Source organism: Bradyrhizobium sp. LA6.1 (genome assembly GCF_040547805.1).
Classification (GTDB): domain Bacteria; phylum Pseudomonadota; class Alphaproteobacteria; order Rhizobiales; family Xanthobacteraceae; genus Bradyrhizobium; species Bradyrhizobium barranii.
In genome coordinates this window covers 287,373-303,049 of record NZ_JBEPQK010000007.1, presented here as the reverse complement: position 1 = coordinate 303,049, position 15,677 = coordinate 287,373, and the positions used below count along the sequence as shown (strand labels likewise).

17 protein-coding genes are annotated in these 15,677 nt (G+C 64.1%); 15 read left to right on the top strand and 2 right to left on the bottom strand.

What is annotated here, in order from left to right:
* The first annotated feature begins 146 nt into the window (after positions 1–146).
* The 5 genes from ABIB99_RS20530 to ABIB99_RS20510 all read left to right on the top strand — a co-directional run bounded on the left by ABIB99_RS20530 (position 147) and on the right by ABIB99_RS20510 (position 2,378).
* Positions 147–608 carry a DUF3305 domain-containing protein gene (locus ABIB99_RS20530; RefSeq protein WP_354177325.1) on the top strand — a complete coding sequence of 154 codons (462 nt, stop codon included), beginning with the start codon at positions 147–149 and terminating at the stop codon, positions 606–608.
* A gap of 20 nt (positions 609–628) precedes the next feature.
* A complete protein-coding gene (locus ABIB99_RS20525) occupies positions 629–1,264 on the top strand; it encodes a DUF3306 domain-containing protein (RefSeq protein WP_354177324.1) in 636 nt (211 codons plus the stop codon).
* Between the two features lie 66 nt (positions 1,265–1,330).
* Complete coding sequence (locus ABIB99_RS20520) at positions 1,331–1,912, top strand: TorD/DmsD family molecular chaperone (protein ID WP_354177322.1); 582 nt, start codon at positions 1,331–1,333, stop codon at positions 1,910–1,912.
* 74 nt (positions 1,913–1,986) lie between these two features.
* Positions 1,987–2,112 carry a hypothetical protein gene (locus ABIB99_RS20515; RefSeq protein ID WP_256376444.1) on the top strand — a complete coding sequence of 42 codons (126 nt, stop codon included), beginning with the start codon at positions 1,987–1,989 and terminating at the stop codon, positions 2,110–2,112.
* Positions 2,113–2,168: 56 nt separating this feature from the next.
* Positions 2,169–2,378 carry a hypothetical protein gene (locus ABIB99_RS20510; protein ID WP_063980195.1) on the top strand — a complete coding sequence of 70 codons (210 nt, stop codon included), beginning with the start codon at positions 2,169–2,171 and terminating at the stop codon, positions 2,376–2,378.
* Between the two features lie 32 nt (positions 2,379–2,410).
* On the opposite strand, the gene ABIB99_RS20505 is transcribed toward ABIB99_RS20510, so the two are convergent.
* Entirely contained in the window at positions 2,411–3,580 is a 1,170-nt protein-coding gene (locus ABIB99_RS20505) for a GAF domain-containing sensor histidine kinase (protein WP_354177320.1), read from the bottom strand.
* Positions 3,581–3,683: 103 nt separating this feature from the next.
* Between ABIB99_RS20505 and ABIB99_RS20500 the strand changes: the two genes are divergently transcribed.
* Positions 3,684–4,067 (top strand): response regulator, encoded by a 384-nt coding sequence (locus tag ABIB99_RS20500; protein WP_354177318.1) that lies wholly within the window; start codon positions 3,684–3,686, stop codon positions 4,065–4,067.
* 22 nt (positions 4,068–4,089) lie between these two features.
* On the opposite strand, the gene ABIB99_RS20495 is transcribed toward ABIB99_RS20500, so the two are convergent.
* A complete protein-coding gene (locus ABIB99_RS20495; protein WP_354177316.1) occupies positions 4,090–5,361 on the bottom strand; it encodes an MFS transporter in 1,272 nt (423 codons plus the stop codon).
* A 300-nt stretch (positions 5,362–5,661) separates the two neighbouring features.
* Between ABIB99_RS20495 and ABIB99_RS20490 the strand changes: the two genes are divergently transcribed.
* From ABIB99_RS20490 to ABIB99_RS20450, 9 genes are all read left to right on the top strand, one after another.
* Positions 5,662–6,987: a UbiA family prenyltransferase gene (locus ABIB99_RS20490; protein WP_354177314.1), complete on the top strand. Its 1,326-nt coding sequence runs from the start codon at positions 5,662–5,664 to the stop codon at positions 6,985–6,987.
* Between the two features lie 117 nt (positions 6,988–7,104).
* On the top strand, positions 7,105–7,719 hold the full coding sequence (locus ABIB99_RS20485; RefSeq protein ID WP_071908880.1) for a ribonuclease D: 615 nt from the start codon (positions 7,105–7,107) through the stop codon (positions 7,717–7,719).
* Positions 7,720–7,865: 146 nt separating this feature from the next.
* Entirely contained in the window at positions 7,866–8,597 is a 732-nt protein-coding gene (gene lptC / locus ABIB99_RS20480) for an LPS export ABC transporter periplasmic protein LptC (RefSeq protein ID WP_063985962.1), read from the top strand.
* A gap of 5 nt (positions 8,598–8,602) precedes the next feature.
* Entirely contained in the window at positions 8,603–9,319 is a 717-nt protein-coding gene (locus tag ABIB99_RS20475) for an LptA/OstA family protein (protein WP_167767942.1), read from the top strand.
* A gap of 246 nt (positions 9,320–9,565) precedes the next feature.
* Positions 9,566–10,576, top strand: a complete 1,011-nt coding sequence (lptB, locus tag ABIB99_RS20470; RefSeq protein ID WP_354177312.1) for an LPS export ABC transporter ATP-binding protein — start codon at positions 9,566–9,568, stop codon at positions 10,574–10,576.
* A gap of 90 nt (positions 10,577–10,666) precedes the next feature.
* Entirely contained in the window at positions 10,667–12,280 is a 1,614-nt protein-coding gene (gene rpoN, locus ABIB99_RS20465) for an RNA polymerase factor sigma-54 (RefSeq protein WP_063980190.1), read from the top strand.
* An 84-nt stretch (positions 12,281–12,364) separates the two neighbouring features.
* On the top strand, positions 12,365–12,964 hold the full coding sequence (gene hpf / locus ABIB99_RS20460; RefSeq protein WP_028149778.1) for a ribosome hibernation-promoting factor, HPF/YfiA family: 600 nt from the start codon (positions 12,365–12,367) through the stop codon (positions 12,962–12,964).
* Positions 12,965–13,185: 221 nt separating this feature from the next.
* A complete protein-coding gene (ptsN, locus tag ABIB99_RS20455) occupies positions 13,186–13,647 on the top strand; it encodes a PTS IIA-like nitrogen regulatory protein PtsN (RefSeq protein ID WP_008141251.1) in 462 nt (153 codons plus the stop codon).
* A gap of 323 nt (positions 13,648–13,970) precedes the next feature.
* Complete coding sequence (locus ABIB99_RS20450) at positions 13,971–15,659, top strand: ShlB/FhaC/HecB family hemolysin secretion/activation protein (protein WP_354177309.1); 1,689 nt, start codon at positions 13,971–13,973, stop codon at positions 15,657–15,659.
* Positions 15,660–15,677: the final 18 nt, after the last annotated feature.

Here is a 15,677-nt window from a genome sequence, read left to right as displayed (position 1 = left end):
TTCACCCCCGAAGTATATACTCCGCGTATCCGAAAAGACGACGCCCGTATCATGAGCGCACGATTATCGCTCTCGCCGGGCGCGAGCGCAGCTTCGCTGGATTGACTTCGGAAGCGGGAACCACATCTCGATCTCGAGAGGGCACATTGATATCGACAAGTCTTGCACGCATTGCTGTCGGTGTCGCAATCGAACGGCGCAAGGCGAAGAGTGCGTGGGCCGATTTTCTGTGGCGGCCCGTCTCGGTATTCGCGGGAGAGCCGACTGCGAAGCCGTGGACTCCGATTGGTGGCGAAGGCGAGGTCACGTTGTTCTATGCAGGTGATGCCGTGATCGAGCTGCACCGGACCGAAACCACCAACTATCGCGAAAATCTCGCGTCAGGCTCGCCGACGCTGTGGGTCAATTTGCGTCCGACCGGTTCCGAGCCGCCCTACGAGCTGCTCGCGGTCACGGCCGATCCGGCGGAGGGCGAGGCGTTTACCGATGCAGGCAGCAATCTGGTCGAAGCCGTGCCGATGCCACCAGGCATCTCCGAGATCGTCGGCCGGTTCGTCGCCCAGCATCATGTCGAACGACCATTCGTCAAACGGCAGCGCAATCGTTAGCAGCGGCATGAGAGAGATCGATGTCAGAGACTAACGTCTTCGTTCGCTGGGCGCGGCTCAAGCAAGCCTCGAAAAGCCAAAACGCTGAACTTGCCCCGGTTGACAATGAGCAGGCTGCTGAGCCGTCCGTGGCGAATGACAGGAACGACCAGCCTTTCGATCTCGCCAGTTTGCCGTCGATCGAATCTATCAGCGCTCACACCGACATTGCGGCGTTCCTGCAGACGGGCGTTCCGGCAGAACTGACGCGCCTGGCATTGCGCCGTGCCTGGGCGGCCGACCCTGCGATCCGCGACTTCATCGGGATCGCGGAGAACCAGTGGGATTTCAACGATCCCAACGCAATTCCAGGATTTGGCCCGCTCGATCCGGCGGACAACGTCGCCGATCTCGTTGCGCAGATGTCGAAGGGGCTGGAGCAGGTGGGTGACGCGCTTGCGGATGTGCCACCGCCAACCGAGCTCATTCCGCAAGGGCAGGCCGATGTCGAACAGCCCATCCTCGAACCGACGACATTGGCAGCTCAATCGCCGCCCGATGATGCCACGGCACGACCGGACCAGGACCGAAGTGAGAGCATGCAGTCCGTCAGTCCTGCCGCCGGAGCGCTGCCCTCCCGGCGAACACGACGTCATGGCAGTGCATTACCACGGTAGCAACCGGCAGGATTGTATGTCTTGCGCGATCGAACAATGATGGATCCAGCCTCGGGGACCGCTTCAGTGCGTATCGTCGATGAATTCGACCTCGCCCGGGCGCAGGAATATGCGCTGTTGGCGACGTTGCTGACGCGCAGCCCGGACACGCATCTGCTGCGCCGGATCTCTGCATTGCACGGCGATGCAAGTGCAATGGGCGTGGGACACATGGCGCTGGCGGATGCAGCGCGCCGGACCAACGAGCAGGCCGCATCGCGCGAGTTCTTCGCCCTCTTTGCGGGGTTGGGCAAGGGGGCGCTGCTGCCTTATGCATCACACTACCTGTCCGATACCCTGTATGGCCGTCCACTCGCGCGGTTGCGGGAAACCCTCGGGGATCTCGGCCTCGAAAAGGCCCCGGAGCGTACGGAGCCCGAGGATCACGCCGGATTTCTCTGTGAGATCATGGCAGGCTTCGCCGGCGGGAGCATTCCAGCGCCAGCGGATGCCGAGCGCATTTTCTTTGATCAGCATGTTGCACGCTGGATGAGGCGCTTTTTCGCGGATCTCGAGCGGGCGAGTTCGGCGGACTTCTATGCGGCGGTCGGCGCGCTCGGACGGACGTTCATCGATATCGAGGCGGAGGCCTTCGCACTTCCAGGTTGAACACAGCGTTTTGTACGGCTGCTGCACAAATCCGTTTGGAAGCGTGCTAGGTTGCAGGGGTAGGGATCAACAGGATGCGCGTTTTCATCATTGCCTGTCTGTTCGCCGCTGTCGTCGCACTCGGTGCCGCCGGCATCCTTGATCATTTCGTGCAGGAGTCCGCGACGACGGCGTTTGCTGAGTCGAGCGCCCGCGTTTAGCGGTCATTATTGTTTGTTAGGCTTTCTGTTCTCCACATAGACGTGGGAGACGCCATATGCGCCGGTCGCTGATCGCTTGTTTCGTCGTTGCAGCTCTGATCGCCGCTTCTGCCCTGATCTTCAGGACGCAACCTCGCTCGATAGAGCTATCCGCAGCGGCCATGCCGCCCTTGGTCGAGCTGCACGCCATGGCGGGCGTCCATCAGCTCCCGGATCAGGAGATCGATGATCAGTCGCTCATTTTCCCGGCCAGCGTAAAGCAATAACCTGGCTCCAGACGATCCTGCTCCCGGCCCGTCTAGATCGGCATCTCGAACGAGAACGTCGTTTCGCGTCCGGTCGATATCGCACTCAATTTGCCGCCATGGGCCTGGGCGATCTGCGAAGCAATGTAGAGACCGAGTCCCAGGCCCTGCTGACTGGGCCGGTCGCCTCGCGTGTATGGCTTGAAGAGGTTCGCCAGCGCTTTTTCGGAGATTGGCGGGCCTTCGTTGGACACCGTCAGATCGAACGTTCCGTCCAAGGTTCTGGCTACGACGTGGATCGGCCTACTTTGGTCACCGTACGTAATTGCATTCCCGAGCAGGTTCGAGAAAAGTTGGCCCATCTTGCTCCGATCGCAGCTGATGGGCACTTCGATCTGGACCGATGAACTGATCGTCACGGTCGGCCAGGCCGTCCTGAACTCCGCGATGATTTGCTCCAGCACCGGCGCCAAAGGCAGCGTCGCATCTCGCTTGATCGTAAGGCCTCCGCCAAGTCGGCCTCGCGCGAAGTCCATGACGTTTTCGACGATGCCGGCCATGCGATAGACGGCTTTTTGAACGCCGAGCGCGATTTCGGGCGCCCGCCCGGTGTCGAGGTTCTTCAGCAGCACGCGCATTCCCGCATCGACGGCTGCGAGGGGATTGCGAAGATCGTGCCCCAATACGCCGATGAACTGCTCGCGAAGCTCTGCCGTTTTTCGCTCGTCGATGAGATCGGCCTGGCTCCGCTCCAGACGTTGATTGAGTTCGAGCTGTGCGGCGATTAGTTCCGCCAACAGCTGAAACGTGTCGAGGATTTCCGGCGTACGAAGTTGTCGAGGCGTGGGGTCGATGGCGCACAGCGTTCCCCAAACGGTTCCGTCGATCAGGACGATGGGCGCTGAGATGTAGCTGCGAAATCCATACATGGCCGGTGTCGGATGATTGCAGAAGACGTCGTCCGTCTGCACATCGTTGATGACCACCGTGTTGCCGTGCTGCCGTATCTCGTTGCAGATGGTCGTCTCGACGAGGAGTTCCCCGCCCGGCCCAAGGCCAAAGTCGATGCTGTCCCGAACGGCGCAGCAAATCCATTGATCTGAAGTTACGCGAGCTATGGCGACGAAGCCCATGCCCGTTATGCGTGCGGCCAAATCCAGAACTTTGGGAACTGCCCCAATCTGCTGGACGGCATCCACGTCCGCCTTGATGTCAATTACCATGGTGAACCCTAACGCCCTACTCTAACAAACGCGATCCTTTGCAAGACGTTCGGTGGAACAAAGAAGCCGTTCAAACCTTATGCTCGGTTATGCCGGAGCATAAGTGTCCAATCTCAGCCAGCATAGGGACGTGATCCTCATCGTGGAAGATGACTTCCTCATCCGCGTGAACGCGGCTGACATGGTGCGGGATATGGGCTTCGATGTCTTCGAGGCGGCCGACGCAGACGAGGCTGTCAATCTGCTGGAGACGGAACCGGCGATCACCGTCGTCTTCACAGACATTCAGATGCCGGGCTCGATGGATGGCCTTCGGCTGGCGGCGGTGATCAGAGACCGATGGCCGCCCGTGCGGCTTCTCATTACGTCCGGCCAAGTCAGCCCGGCAGCGGATGACATCCCACTCGGGGCGAGGTTCATCCCCAAGCCGTATCTTCCTGCGCAGCTTCACGACCAGCTTGAAAGGCTGGCCGGCGGGCGGGCATAGCGGGCTTTTTCAAGTCGAGCCCTCAGACCACCCGTCTCCCGGTCCGCTCCGCCACTGCCTTCTGCACAAAGTACATCGCCACCAGCGAGACGATTGCCGACGCGACGACGACGTAGCCGATCCGGTCGAAATGGAGCAGCGAACCATCCGGTTGTTGCGCGATGATGGCGGCGGCGAGGACCGAACCGAGCCCCCCGGAGAGCTGCTGAAGCGACGCGCTGACCGCGCTGAACGAGCCGCGCTGGCTGGGGTCGGGGATCGCCGACATCAGCGCCTGCGACGGGATCATGCGCGAGAAGATGCCGACGAACATCAGCACGTTGACGAGGATCGCGGTCGCGAGCGAGACGTGGCCGAGATGGGTGTAGATCAGCACCATGATGACAGACACCACGCTGCCGAAGACGAAGGTCGGGTACTTGCCGAACGCGTCGCTCGCCCTGCCGACCAGCGGTCCCGTGACGATGCTGAACAGGCCGGAGACGAGGTAGATCGTCGGCAGATGCGTGATGTCGATGCCGAGATTATGCACGGTGAAGGCGCTGGAGAACGGCATCAGCATGTACCCGCCCGTCGCCAGCAACGTCGTGACGGCGAAGGCCAGCGTATAGCGCGGCTGTCCGATGGTCGCGATCAGATGGCGGAACGGGTTTCTGTCCTGCTTCAGTTTCAGATGCGCGTCGACCGGCTCCATCGCGAAGGCGATGACGGCGATCGCAACGATCGACAGGCCGACGATCGCAACGAAGCAGACGTGCCAGTTCCAGTGATTGGCGAGAAACAGCCCGGCGGGAATGCCGAGCACCTGGCTCGCGGCGAACGCCGTCTGGACGAAGCCCATCACGCGGCCGCGCAGGTGCAGCGGAAACAGGTCGGTGATGATGGCGAGCACGACCGAGCCGATCACGCCGCCGAACAATCCGGTCACGATCCTGCCGAGCAGCAGCACATGGTAAGTCTGCGCCGCGGCACAGAGCAGGGTCCCGAGCGTGAAGCCGACATAGAAGAACAGCAGCAGGCGCTTGCGGTCGAAGCGATCGGCAAAGCCGGCGGCCAGGATCCCCGACAGTCCCGCGCTGAACGCGTAGGCCGACACCGCGACGCCGAATTGCCCGGCCGTGATGTCGAGCGCCGGCATCAGGATGGCGCCGAGCGGCGACATGATGATGAAATCGAGAATGATCGTGAACTGCGTGAACGCGAGCAGTGCGATCAGGAGCGCCTGGTAGCGCGTAAAGCCGCGCTGGCGTTCCTGTTGGTCGTCGATAGGCGCAGCGAGCGTCTGTTCGGTCATGACACCTGATTTCATTGTGGGCGGGGCGGGCAAGCGCGCGAAACTCGCAGATGGGGTCGGCCGGGAGGATTTTCACGGGGCGCGCGGCAAAAGCCCTGCCGGAACATGAAGCTGGCGCCGGGTTGTGGGATCCATGCAACAGCAGGGTGCATGGTTGGGGCCCGGCATCCCCCAGGGGCCGCCGGCCCTTCTCCCCCGGTTAAGTCGCCCTTAGCGAATGCCCCCTAGGCTCTCGGCCGTCCATTTCCCTGCTCCCCGGCCTCAGGGCCGGTCATGTTGCGGCCAATAGAGCGTTTTCGGATGGAGCAGCCTGCCTGGCACTACGATTTGGGCGTCCCCACACCGTCGGCGGTCCCCGCCGCGGCGCGGACGCTTGTCATCGATCTCGAGGGTGCCCTGCTGCGTTCCGAGCTGCTGCTGGAAGCGCTGTTCTCCAGCCCCGGCCGCCTGCTGGCCCGCTTCGGCGCGGGCGGACGCCCGGGCATGACGGCGCTCACGGATATCCTGGCGCAGGCCGAGCTCGACTACGCCCATCTGCCCTATGATGCCGACGTGCTGAACCAGGCGCTGGCGGCGCGGGCGCGGGGCGAGACAATCTATCTGGTGGCCGGCCGGTTTGCGCACCATGCGGCGGGCATTGCCGCGCATCTCGGGTTCGATGGCGTCGTTGCGCCGGCCGATCTCGTGGCGGGTGACCGGCTGCCGTTCGACCGCGCCTCCGTGGAGCGCATCGAGACGCGCGGCAGCAGCCGTGCCAGCCTTAAGACCTGGGCGCAGGCGCTGCGCGTCTATCAATACGCCAAGAACACGCTGGTATTCGTGCCGGCGATCACGGCGCATCAGATGAATCTTGCGACGCTCGGCTACGCGTTGCTGGCGTTCCTGGCGTTCTCGGCCTGCGCGTCGGGCGCTTACCTGATGAACGATCTGCTCGATCTCTCAGCCGACCGGCAGCATCCGACCAAGCGCCATCGCGCGCTCGCGGCAGGTCGACTGCCGATGTCCTCTGCGCTGCTTGCGATTCCCGCGCTGTGGCTGCTCGCGGTCGCCGCCAGCCTCTGCATCTCGCCTCTGTTCCTCGGCGTGCTCGGTGGCTATCTCGCCACCACGATCGCCTATTCGCTCGTGCTCAAGCGCAAGATGCTGGTCGACGTCGTGACGCTCGCCGGTCTCTACACGCTACGCATCATCGCCGGCGCGGTCGGCGTCGGCGTCGTGCTGTCGGAATGGCTCTTGATCTTCTCGCTGTTCGTTTTCACCTCGCTCGCCCTGATCAAGCGCTTCAGCGAGCTCAGCATGCGCGAGAGCGCCGGCCTCGCCGATCCCTCCAACCGCGATTACAGGATCACCGACCTGCACATCATCGGCGCGATGGCGGCGGCAAGCGCCATGAACGCGGTGACCGTGTTCTCGCTCTACGTCTCCTCCTCCGCGGTGACGCCGCTCTACAGCCGTCCCTGGATGTTGTGGCTGCTCAACCCGCTGCTGCTCTACTGGTTCGGTCGCGCCCTGATGATGGCCCATCGCCGCGAGATGCCCGACGATCCGATTCTCTACACTTTTCGCGATGGTGCCAGCCGAACGACGGTGGCGGCGATGATCTGCATCATGCTGGCGGCGATCTGACCGCACCCCGGCGGGACCAGCTGCCGCTTGCGCGGCCCGCCGCCAGTGGCTACATCGCGGGCAATCCGATTAGCTTATGATGCCGACCGACCAATTCGATTGAGGTTTTGAAACGCCATGACCGTACGCCTGCATCGCGGCGACCTGCCCGACCTGTCCCGCTACACCGGAGCGGTGGCGATCGATACCGAGACCATGGGGCTGAACCCGCACCGCGACCGGCTCTGCGTGGTGCAGCTCTCGCCCGGCGACGGCAGCGCCGACGTGGTGCAGATCCCCAAGGGTCACACCGACGCGCCGAACCTGAAGGCTCTGCTGGCCAATCCTGGGATCACGAAGATCTTCCACTTCGCGCGGTTCGACGTCGCGGTGCTGTACCAGACGTTTGGCGTCATGACCGGCCCGATTTATTGCACCAAGATTGCCTCCCGCCTGACCCGCACCTACACCGACCGGCATGGCCTCAAGGACCTCGTGCGCGAGGTGCTCAATGTCGACCTCTCCAAGCAGCAGCAATCCAGCGACTGGGGTTCCGACAGCCTGACCGAGCCGCAGCTCGCCTACGCCGCCTCCGACGTGCTGCACCTACATGCCCTGCGCGAGCGGCTCGACGCCATGCTGGTGCGGGAGGGCCGCACCGCGCTGGCAAAAGCCTGTTTCGACTTCCTGCCGACCCGCGCTCTGCTCGATCTCCAGGGCTGGGCGGAAGAGGACATTTTCGCGCATTCCTGAGGCCTCGGGCCGCTGTTAGCTTAGGGCTGCCGCCCCGTTTCGGACACTTTCGTGCGGCCTGTCGCAGGCTGCATATTCAGGCGGCGCCGGATACAATGGCGTGCGCCCGTCAACCGGACGAGACGAGCGACACCTCGGGAGCTCAGGTGAATTCGGCCCAGAATCCAACCTACGACGCCGCGCTTGCGGCGAAGTTTGCCAGCGCGGCGCGCCACAGCCGCCTGGTGCGGATTCTGCGCATCGCGGTGCCGGTGACGGTGGCTGCGTCCATGGCCGCGATCGTCGCCGTCTCGACATTCCTCAATCCCTTCCAGATCCCCGTGAAGCTCGACTCCGGAAATCTCGTGGTGACGGGCACCAAGATCACGATGGAAACGCCGCATATGTCCGGCTTCACCCCGGACCAGCGGCCCTACGAGCTCTGGGCCAAGACCGCGACGCAGGACATCACCGACCCCGATCATGTCGATCTCAATGATTTGCGCGCAAAGGTGCTGATGGAAGACAAATCCACTTTGCTGCTCGATGCGCGCACCGGCCGCTTCGACAACAAGCAGCAGCAGCTCGACCTGCACAAGGATATCTTCCTGCGCACCTCGTCCGGCTATGAGGCGCGGCTGAACTCGGCCTTCGTCGACATGGGCAAGGGAACGGTCTCCTCGGATGAGCATGTCGACGTCAAGCTGACCAACGGAACGCTGACCGCCGACCGGCTGCGGATCACGGAAGGCGGCGACGTCATCCGCTTCGAGGGCAATGTGGTGATGCATCTGGACAAGCTGGATGACCCCGCCGCTGCCCAGCCTGCGCCGGCCGAGCAGCCCGCGCCGCCGGTGAAGACACGCACGCCTCAGAACAAGTCTGCCAATTCAAAGTGATTTTCATGGTGAGATTCTTTTCGCGCAACGAAGACAAGCGGTGCGCCATTCTCGGTGTGGCCGCGCTCGCCGTCACCGTCGCGCTGGTCGCAACCGGTGCGGCCGTCGCGCAGAGCACGATGCAAGGCGTGCCCAACGCAATGCAGGGCTTTTCGCAAAACCGCGACCAGCCGATCCAGATCGAAGCCGCCTCGCTCGAGATGCGCGACAAGAAGAAGGAGGCGACCTTCTCCGGCAATGTGAAGGTCATCCAGGGCGACACCACCATGACCTCGAAGACGCTCGTGGTGTTTTACGACTCCGGCGGCGGCGACAAGCCGGCCGCGCCGCAGCCCGCGGCGAAGGGGACCAAGGGTGCGCCGATGCAGTCGGCGCAGCCGGGGCCGGGCGGCAGCTCCTCGATCAAGCGGCTGGAAGCGCGCGGCAATGTCGTCGTCACCCAGAAGGACCAGGTGGTAACAGGCGAGACCGCCGTGTTCGACACCAAGACCAACCTCATCACCATGCTCGGCGGCGTCGTCCTCACGCAGTGCAGGAACGTGCTGCGCGGCGACCGTCTGGCGGTCGACATGACCACCGGCGTCTCGCGGGTGGAATCCGACAGCGGCAGGGTGCAGGCATTGCTGCCGCAGGGCGGCAGCAATGATTGCGGATCGGGGAGCCCGGGCAAGCCCGCCGCGGCGCCGCCTCTGCAATTGCCCGGCGCAGGCAAACAAAAGTAAATTCCTGAAGTAACTTCAAACGCTTGGGCCAGATTCTCCCGATCCGAGGTTGCAGCTTGCCCGGCGAGGCTGTATCTAGCGCGAAGGGCTTTCCAAGCGGGGTTCGCCGCTTTTCGGGCGTGTTTCACTGGGCATGAGACATCCCTTCACTCATGCTGTGCTGGCGAATCGCAAGGCCGGCGCGGCAGATCGCGGGATCAGGCGCGGATCATCGCGCAGGATTGTCGTGAAAGGCTAGAAGGCGGGATGGTCGATCTCTTCAGCATGTTCCGTCGGCGCCCCGCCAAGCGCGGCCGGCCAGGATTTGCGCGCCAGGACATCACCGCCCTCGGTGACAGCGTCGGCGGTCTCGTGCCCAGCCCGGTGCGCGATGCATCGCCGATCGCCCGTGACCAGTCGATGCGCGCGCCCGACCATTTCCAGGCCGACTACCAAGCCGACTACCAGACCGAGCCGCCGCGTGCCCAGGCGGTTCACCCTGTCAGAGCCGCCAGCAGGCCTAACGGCGCCGGCGGGCCGCAGCTTCTGAAGCGGCCGGGTTTCCTGGCTGTGCATAGCGTGGAAAAGAGTTTCGGCAGCCGCCAGGTGGTGCGCGGCGTCAGCATCTATGTGCGCCGCGGCGAAGCGGTCGGCCTGCTCGGCCCGAACGGCGCCGGCAAGACCACCGTGTTCTACATGATCACCGGCCTGATCAAGCCCGATCGCGGCGCGATCGAGCTCGACGGCCACGACGTCACCAAGCTGCCGATGTATCAGCGCGCGCGGCTCGGCATCGGCTATCTGCCGCAGGAAGCCTCGATCTTTCGCGGCCTCACCGTCGAGCAGAACATCCGCGCCGTGCTCGAAGTGGTCGAGCCCTCGCGCAAGAAGCGCGAGCAGCAGCTCGACTCGCTGCTAGACGAATTCAACATCACGCGCTTGCGGAAATCGCCGTCGATCGCGCTGTCGGGCGGCGAGCGCCGCCGCGTCGAGATTGCGCGCGCGCTGGCGACGCGTCCGAACTACATGCTGCTCGACGAGCCTTTCGCGGGCATCGATCCGATCGCGGTCGGCGACATTCAGGACCTCGTCCGCCATCTCACCAATCGCGGCATCGGCGTGCTGATCACCGACCACAATGTGCGCGAGACGCTCGGCCTGACCGATCGCGCCTATATCGTCTATGCCGGTGAAATCTTGACCGAGGGTAGCCCGGATGAGATCGTCGCCGATCCCGACGTTCGCCGGCTTTACCTTGGCGAGGAATTCCGCCTCTAGCCCTTTTTTCCCGTTCGTCAAGCCGTGTACATCGTGCCAAGACTAGGATAAGCAAAAATCGGACCAACTTTTGGGATCGGTTCTTGCTTCATGGCGCTCACGCAGAGATTAGAGTTCCGGCAATCGCAGTCGCTGGTCATGACGCCGCAGCTGATGCAGGCGATCAAGCTGCTGCAATTGTCCAATCTCGATCTCACGACCTTCGTGGAAGAGGAACTCGAGCGGAACCCCCTGCTGGAGCGGGCCAACGACGAGCCGCCCGCGGGTGAAGCCCCGGCCGAGACCGGTCAGTTCAGCGATTCCGACGGCGGCCACAACGACGAGCCGGGCGGCGGTCCGGGCGAGGCGTTCGAGCCAGGCCAGGAAGAATGGATGAGCAAGGATCTCGGCACCCGCGCCGAGATCGAGCAGACCCTGGATACGGGCCTGGACAACGTCTTCTCCGAGGAACCGGCCGAGGCCGCCGCGCGCAACGCCCAGGATGCGGCGCCGACCACCTATACCGAATGGGGCGGCGGGGCCTCCGGCGACGAGGACTACAATCTCGAAGCCTTCGTCGCCGCGGAGATCACGCTCGGCGACCATCTTGCCGAGCAGCTCTCGGTCGCCTTCACCGGCCCGGCGCAGCGCATGATCGGCCAGTACCTGATCGACCTCGTCGACGAGGCCGGCTATCTGCCGCCGGATCTCGGCCAGGCCGCCGAGCGCCTTGGCGCATCGCAAGCCGACGTCGAGGACGTCCTTGCCGTGCTGCAAAAATTCGATCCGCCCGGCGTCTGTGCGCGCAATTTGAGCGAATGCCTGGCGATCCAGCTCCGCGAGCTCGACCGCTACGATCCGGCGATGCAGGCCCTCGTCGAGCACCTCGATCTGCTGGCGAAGCGCGACATCGCTTCGCTGCGCAAGCTCTGCGGCGTCGACGACGAGGACATCGCCGACATGATCGGCGAGATCCGCCGCCTCAATCCCAAGCCCGGCATGAAGTTCGGCTCGGCGCGGCTCCAGACCATGGTGCCCGACGTCTATGTCCGCCCGGGTCCCGACGGCGGCTGGCATGTCGAGCTGAACAGCGACACCTTGCCGCGCGTGCTGGTCAACCAGACCTACTATTCGCAACTCTCGAAGAAGGTCGGCAAGGACGGCGACAAGTCCTATTTCACCGACGCGCTCCAGAACGCGACCTGGCTGGTGCGCGCGCTCGATCAGCGCGCCCGCACTATCCTGAAAGTTGCGACGGAGATCGTGCGCCAGCAGGACGGCTTCTTCACCCATGGCGTGGCGCACCTGCGGCCGCTGAATCTGAAGGCCGTTGCCGACGCCATCCAGATGCATGAATCCACAGTGTCGCGCGTCACCGCCAACAAGTACATGGCGACAAATCGCGGCACATTCGAATTGAAATATTTCTTCACGGCTTCGATCGCCTCCGCCGACGGCGGCGAGGCGCATTCCGCCGAGGCCGTGCGCCACCACATCAAGCAGCTGATCGATTCGGAAGCGCCGTCGGCGATCCTGTCGGATGACACCATCGTGGAACGCTTACGCGCCTCGGGAATTGATATTGCCCGCCGCACGGTCGCGAAGTACCGCGAAGCCATGCGCATTCCCTCTTCGGTGCAACGCCGCCGTGACAAGCAGAGCGCTCTTGGTAACGTCCTCTCCACCGCAATGCCCGATCGCTCCCGCAACACCGAGCCGGCCTGATTGCGCTGGCGCGAAATCGCGCTACTCTCGATCCCCCATCGAGACCGATCCAAGCTGGGCACTTAAAACCAAGCGAGGCATCACATGACCCTCAGAATCTCGGGAAAGAGCGTCAGCGTCGGCGACGCCCTGCGCGGCCGCGTGACCGATCGGACCGACGAGGTCCTGCGTAAATATTTCGACGGGAACTATTCCGGCCACATCACCCTGAGCAAGGATGGCTTCGGCTTCCGCACCGACTGTGCCCTGCATCTTGATACGGGAATTACGCTGGAGGCCGATTCGAACGCGCCGGATGCCTATGCCAGCGCCGACCAGGCGCTCCTGATGATCGAGAAGCGGCTCAAGCGCTACAAGAGCCGGCTCAAGGACCGCTCGGCCCGCAAGGCCCATGTCGCCTCCGCGGCGCTGGCCGCCATGGACGCCACGAGCTACGTGCTGGAGGCGCCGGGCGAGGGTGAGGACGAGGACGAGGTCACCGGCTACAGTCCCGTCATCATCGCCGAGGCCACCACCTCGCTGAAACAGCTATCGGTGAGCGAGGCGGTGATGGAGCTCGACCTCAGCGGAGCGCCCTGCCTGGTATTCCAGCACGGCTCCAGCGGCCGGGTGAACATCATTTACCGCCGGGCCGACGGCAATGTCGGCTGGATCGACCCGCCGGGGGCCAAACCGGACGGTTAAGGGCTGGAACCGGCCCCCGTACCAACCGCAGCCCTTAACAATGAGCGGGGCAAAGCCGCACGCAGCAGTTGGCACCGGGATTGCGTTGGAGTAGAAGCGCCCCACATCAGGATCGGGGCTAAGTCCCCCTCCTGCTTCACCTTCTTGATGCCGGTCAGGCATGGTTTGACCAAGCTGGCCAATTCGGAACCTGACGGTTTAATTCACCTCGGAAACCTTCCATGCCGATTACCGATCTGGTCGCACCCGAGGCGATTCTCCCGGCATTGAAGGTCAACAGCAAGAAGCAGGCGCTTCAGGAGCTCGCGGCCAAGGCCGCTGAGCTGACCGGGCAGAACGAACGCTCCGTGTTCGAGGTGCTGCTGCAGCGTGAGAAGCTCGGCACCACCGCGGTCGGTTATGGCGTCGCCATTCCGCACGGCAAGCTGCCCAAGCTGGAAAAGATCTTTGGCCTGTTCGCGCGCCTCGATCGCCCGATCGATTTCGAGGCGATGGACGGCCAGCCGGTCGATCTCGTCTTCCTGCTGCTCGCGCCCGAAGGCGCCGGCGCCGATCACCTCAAGGCGCTCGCCCGCATCGCCCGCCTCCTGCGCGACCAGGACATCGCCAAGAAGCTCCGCGCCTCGCGCGACGCCCAGGCGATCTATTCGGTGCTGGCGCTGCCGCCCGCGACCGCGGCGTAACGTCGCCTGTCCTCGTCGCCCGCTGAGAAGCGGAATCGATCCACGCAATTGCCAATGCACGCCGGCCATCTCCGTGGCACGCGCGCGGGATGTCGTGATCTCGCAATAGCCGGCAAGATAGCGCGAAAAAATTTCCCCATTTGAGACGTCCGGCACATCGCGCCATGTCGGACTCCGCTAAGGACGGCCAGGAACGCAAGTGGCGCTCAGATCGACGCGCCGTCCTGCGCTTTCGCTGATGTCGTTACCTATCGCCCGAAGGTCGGGCCCGTAGGATGAAAGTGGTTGGCGCGGTGCAGAGCAGGGCTGTTGTGGTGGGGCTAGTGATAGCAGGTACCGCAGTCCCGGCCGTCGCGCAGGATGCCGGATCGCTGCTCCGCGAGATGCAGCGGCAGCAGGAGATGCAGCGGCAGGAAAGGCTGCCGTCCCCTGACGAGATTCGACCGCAGCAGGCGCCCGCCGCCATCCCCGACCGGGGCGAGCGCATCATCGTGAAAGGCGTGCGCTTCACCGGCAAGGTGGAGCTGCTGCCACCGGCCGAGCGCGAGCAACTCGTTGCCTCGGTGCGCGGCAAGCGCCTCGGCATCAAAGGGCTCTATGCGTTGGCCGATCAGGCGACGGCCGTGCTCCAGGGCCGCGGCCGGTTGCTGGCGCGCGCGCTGCTGCCGCCTCAGGACGTCACCAACGGCATCGTCACGATCGAGATCGCCGAGGGTGCGCTCAAGACCATCACGCTCGATCGCGCCAAGGGCGTGCGCGTGCGTGAGGACCTGTTGCGCGCGATCATTGAGGGTCGTCTCAAGCCGGACGGCGTGACGCAGCAGGATCTGGAAGACGCGCTGTTGCGGATGAACGACCTGCCGGGCGTGTCGGTGCATGCCAAGCTCGCGCCGGGCGATGCGCCGAACACCAGCAAGCTCGTCGTCGGCGTCGCGCAGGCGCCCATTCTCGGGGGCGGTATCTGGGCCGATAATTACGGCAGCTCCAACGTGGGCAAGGCGCAGGGCAACGGGCTCATCTCGCTCACCGACGTGTCCGGCTACGGCGACCTGACGCGGCTCTCCGGCACGGTGTCGCAAGGGCAGGAGTACGGCTCGCTGGCGACGAGCGTGCCGCTCGGCGCCAGTGGCTTCATCGCCAATGCGAGCTACGGCTATCTCGACTACCACAATATCGACGCCATCGGCCGCGCCCTCGGTCTCACCGGTTTTGCGCATTTCGCCAATGGCGGCGTCGACTACAGCCTGATCCGCTCGCGCGATTTCAACCTCCAGCTTGGTGGCACCGTGACCTGGAAGGCGCTGGTCGACGACAGCATCGTCGGAACGCTTCAGGACAAGCGCTCGACCTCCGGCACGCTCAGCCTCAACGGCGACCGGCGCGACGCGCTGCTCGGCGGCGGCATCACCAACTGGTCGGTGAGCTGGACTTTTGGCGACCTCGATCTCGCGCGCGTGGCGAGCGCGCTCGCGGTGGACCAGGCTGGACTCCGGACGCAAGGGCCGTTCAATCGGATCAATGCCTCGGTTGCCCGGCTTCAGGCCTTGCCCGGCGACTTCGCACTGTTCGGTCGCCTCTACGGGCAATGGGCCGACAAGAACCTCGATTCTTCGGAAGATTTTGCACTGGGCGGCCCGTTCGGCGTGCGCGGCTATCCCGTCGGCGAGGCGCGCGGCGATATGGGCGTGCTCGGCACGCTGGAGCTTCGCTACAACGCGCCGCTGCCTGTGCGCTTCGGCAGCCTGCAACTCGCGAGCTTGCTGGACGGCGGCTACGTCAAGATCAACGTGTCGCCGAACGGCGTCGCGCCGGTCACGGTCTGCGGCTGCAACGATTACGGGCTCGCCAGCGCCGGCCTCGCCGCGCGCTGGACGCGCGAATGGCTGAACGTCTCGGCGAGCTGGGCCCATACGCTGGGCGACAATCCCGGCCGTTCCATCATCACCGGCGCCAATGCTGATGGCGTCAAGGCCAACGATCAGTTCTGGCTGCAAGCCGGCATTCGCTTCTGATGTTTCGAGGGGGCACGC

What these genes read in the sequence shown, in the direction of transcription:
- ABIB99_RS20485 (WP_071908880.1), top strand. Translation starts at nt 7,105, where the DNA reads ATGACCGTACGCCTGCATCGCGGCGACCTGCCCGACCTGTCCCGCTAC.
- ABIB99_RS20525 (WP_354177324.1), top strand. Translation starts at nt 629, where the DNA reads ATGTCAGAGACTAACGTCTTCGTTCGCTGGGCGCGGCTCAAGCAAGCC.
- lptB (WP_354177312.1), top strand. Translation starts at nt 9,566, where the DNA reads ATGGTCGATCTCTTCAGCATGTTCCGTCGGCGCCCCGCCAAGCGCGGC.
- hpf (WP_028149778.1), top strand. Translation starts at nt 12,365, where the DNA reads ATGACCCTCAGAATCTCGGGAAAGAGCGTCAGCGTCGGCGACGCCCTG.
- ABIB99_RS20505 (WP_354177320.1), bottom strand. Translation starts at nt 3,580, where the DNA reads ATGGTAATTGACATCAAGGCGGACGTGGATGCCGTCCAGCAGATTGGG.
- ABIB99_RS20475 (WP_167767942.1), top strand. Translation starts at nt 8,603, where the DNA reads ATGGTGAGATTCTTTTCGCGCAACGAAGACAAGCGGTGCGCCATTCTC.
- rpoN (WP_063980190.1), top strand. Translation starts at nt 10,667, where the DNA reads ATGGCGCTCACGCAGAGATTAGAGTTCCGGCAATCGCAGTCGCTGGTC.
- ptsN (WP_008141251.1), top strand. Translation starts at nt 13,186, where the DNA reads ATGCCGATTACCGATCTGGTCGCACCCGAGGCGATTCTCCCGGCATTG.
- ABIB99_RS20490 (WP_354177314.1), top strand. Translation starts at nt 5,662, where the DNA reads ATGGAGCAGCCTGCCTGGCACTACGATTTGGGCGTCCCCACACCGTCG.
- ABIB99_RS20515 (WP_256376444.1), top strand. Translation starts at nt 1,987, where the DNA reads ATGCGCGTTTTCATCATTGCCTGTCTGTTCGCCGCTGTCGTCGCACTC.
- ABIB99_RS20495 (WP_354177316.1), bottom strand. Translation starts at nt 5,361, where the DNA reads ATGACCGAACAGACGCTCGCTGCGCCTATCGACGACCAACAGGAACGC.
- ABIB99_RS20510 (WP_063980195.1), top strand. Translation starts at nt 2,169, where the DNA reads ATGCGCCGGTCGCTGATCGCTTGTTTCGTCGTTGCAGCTCTGATCGCC.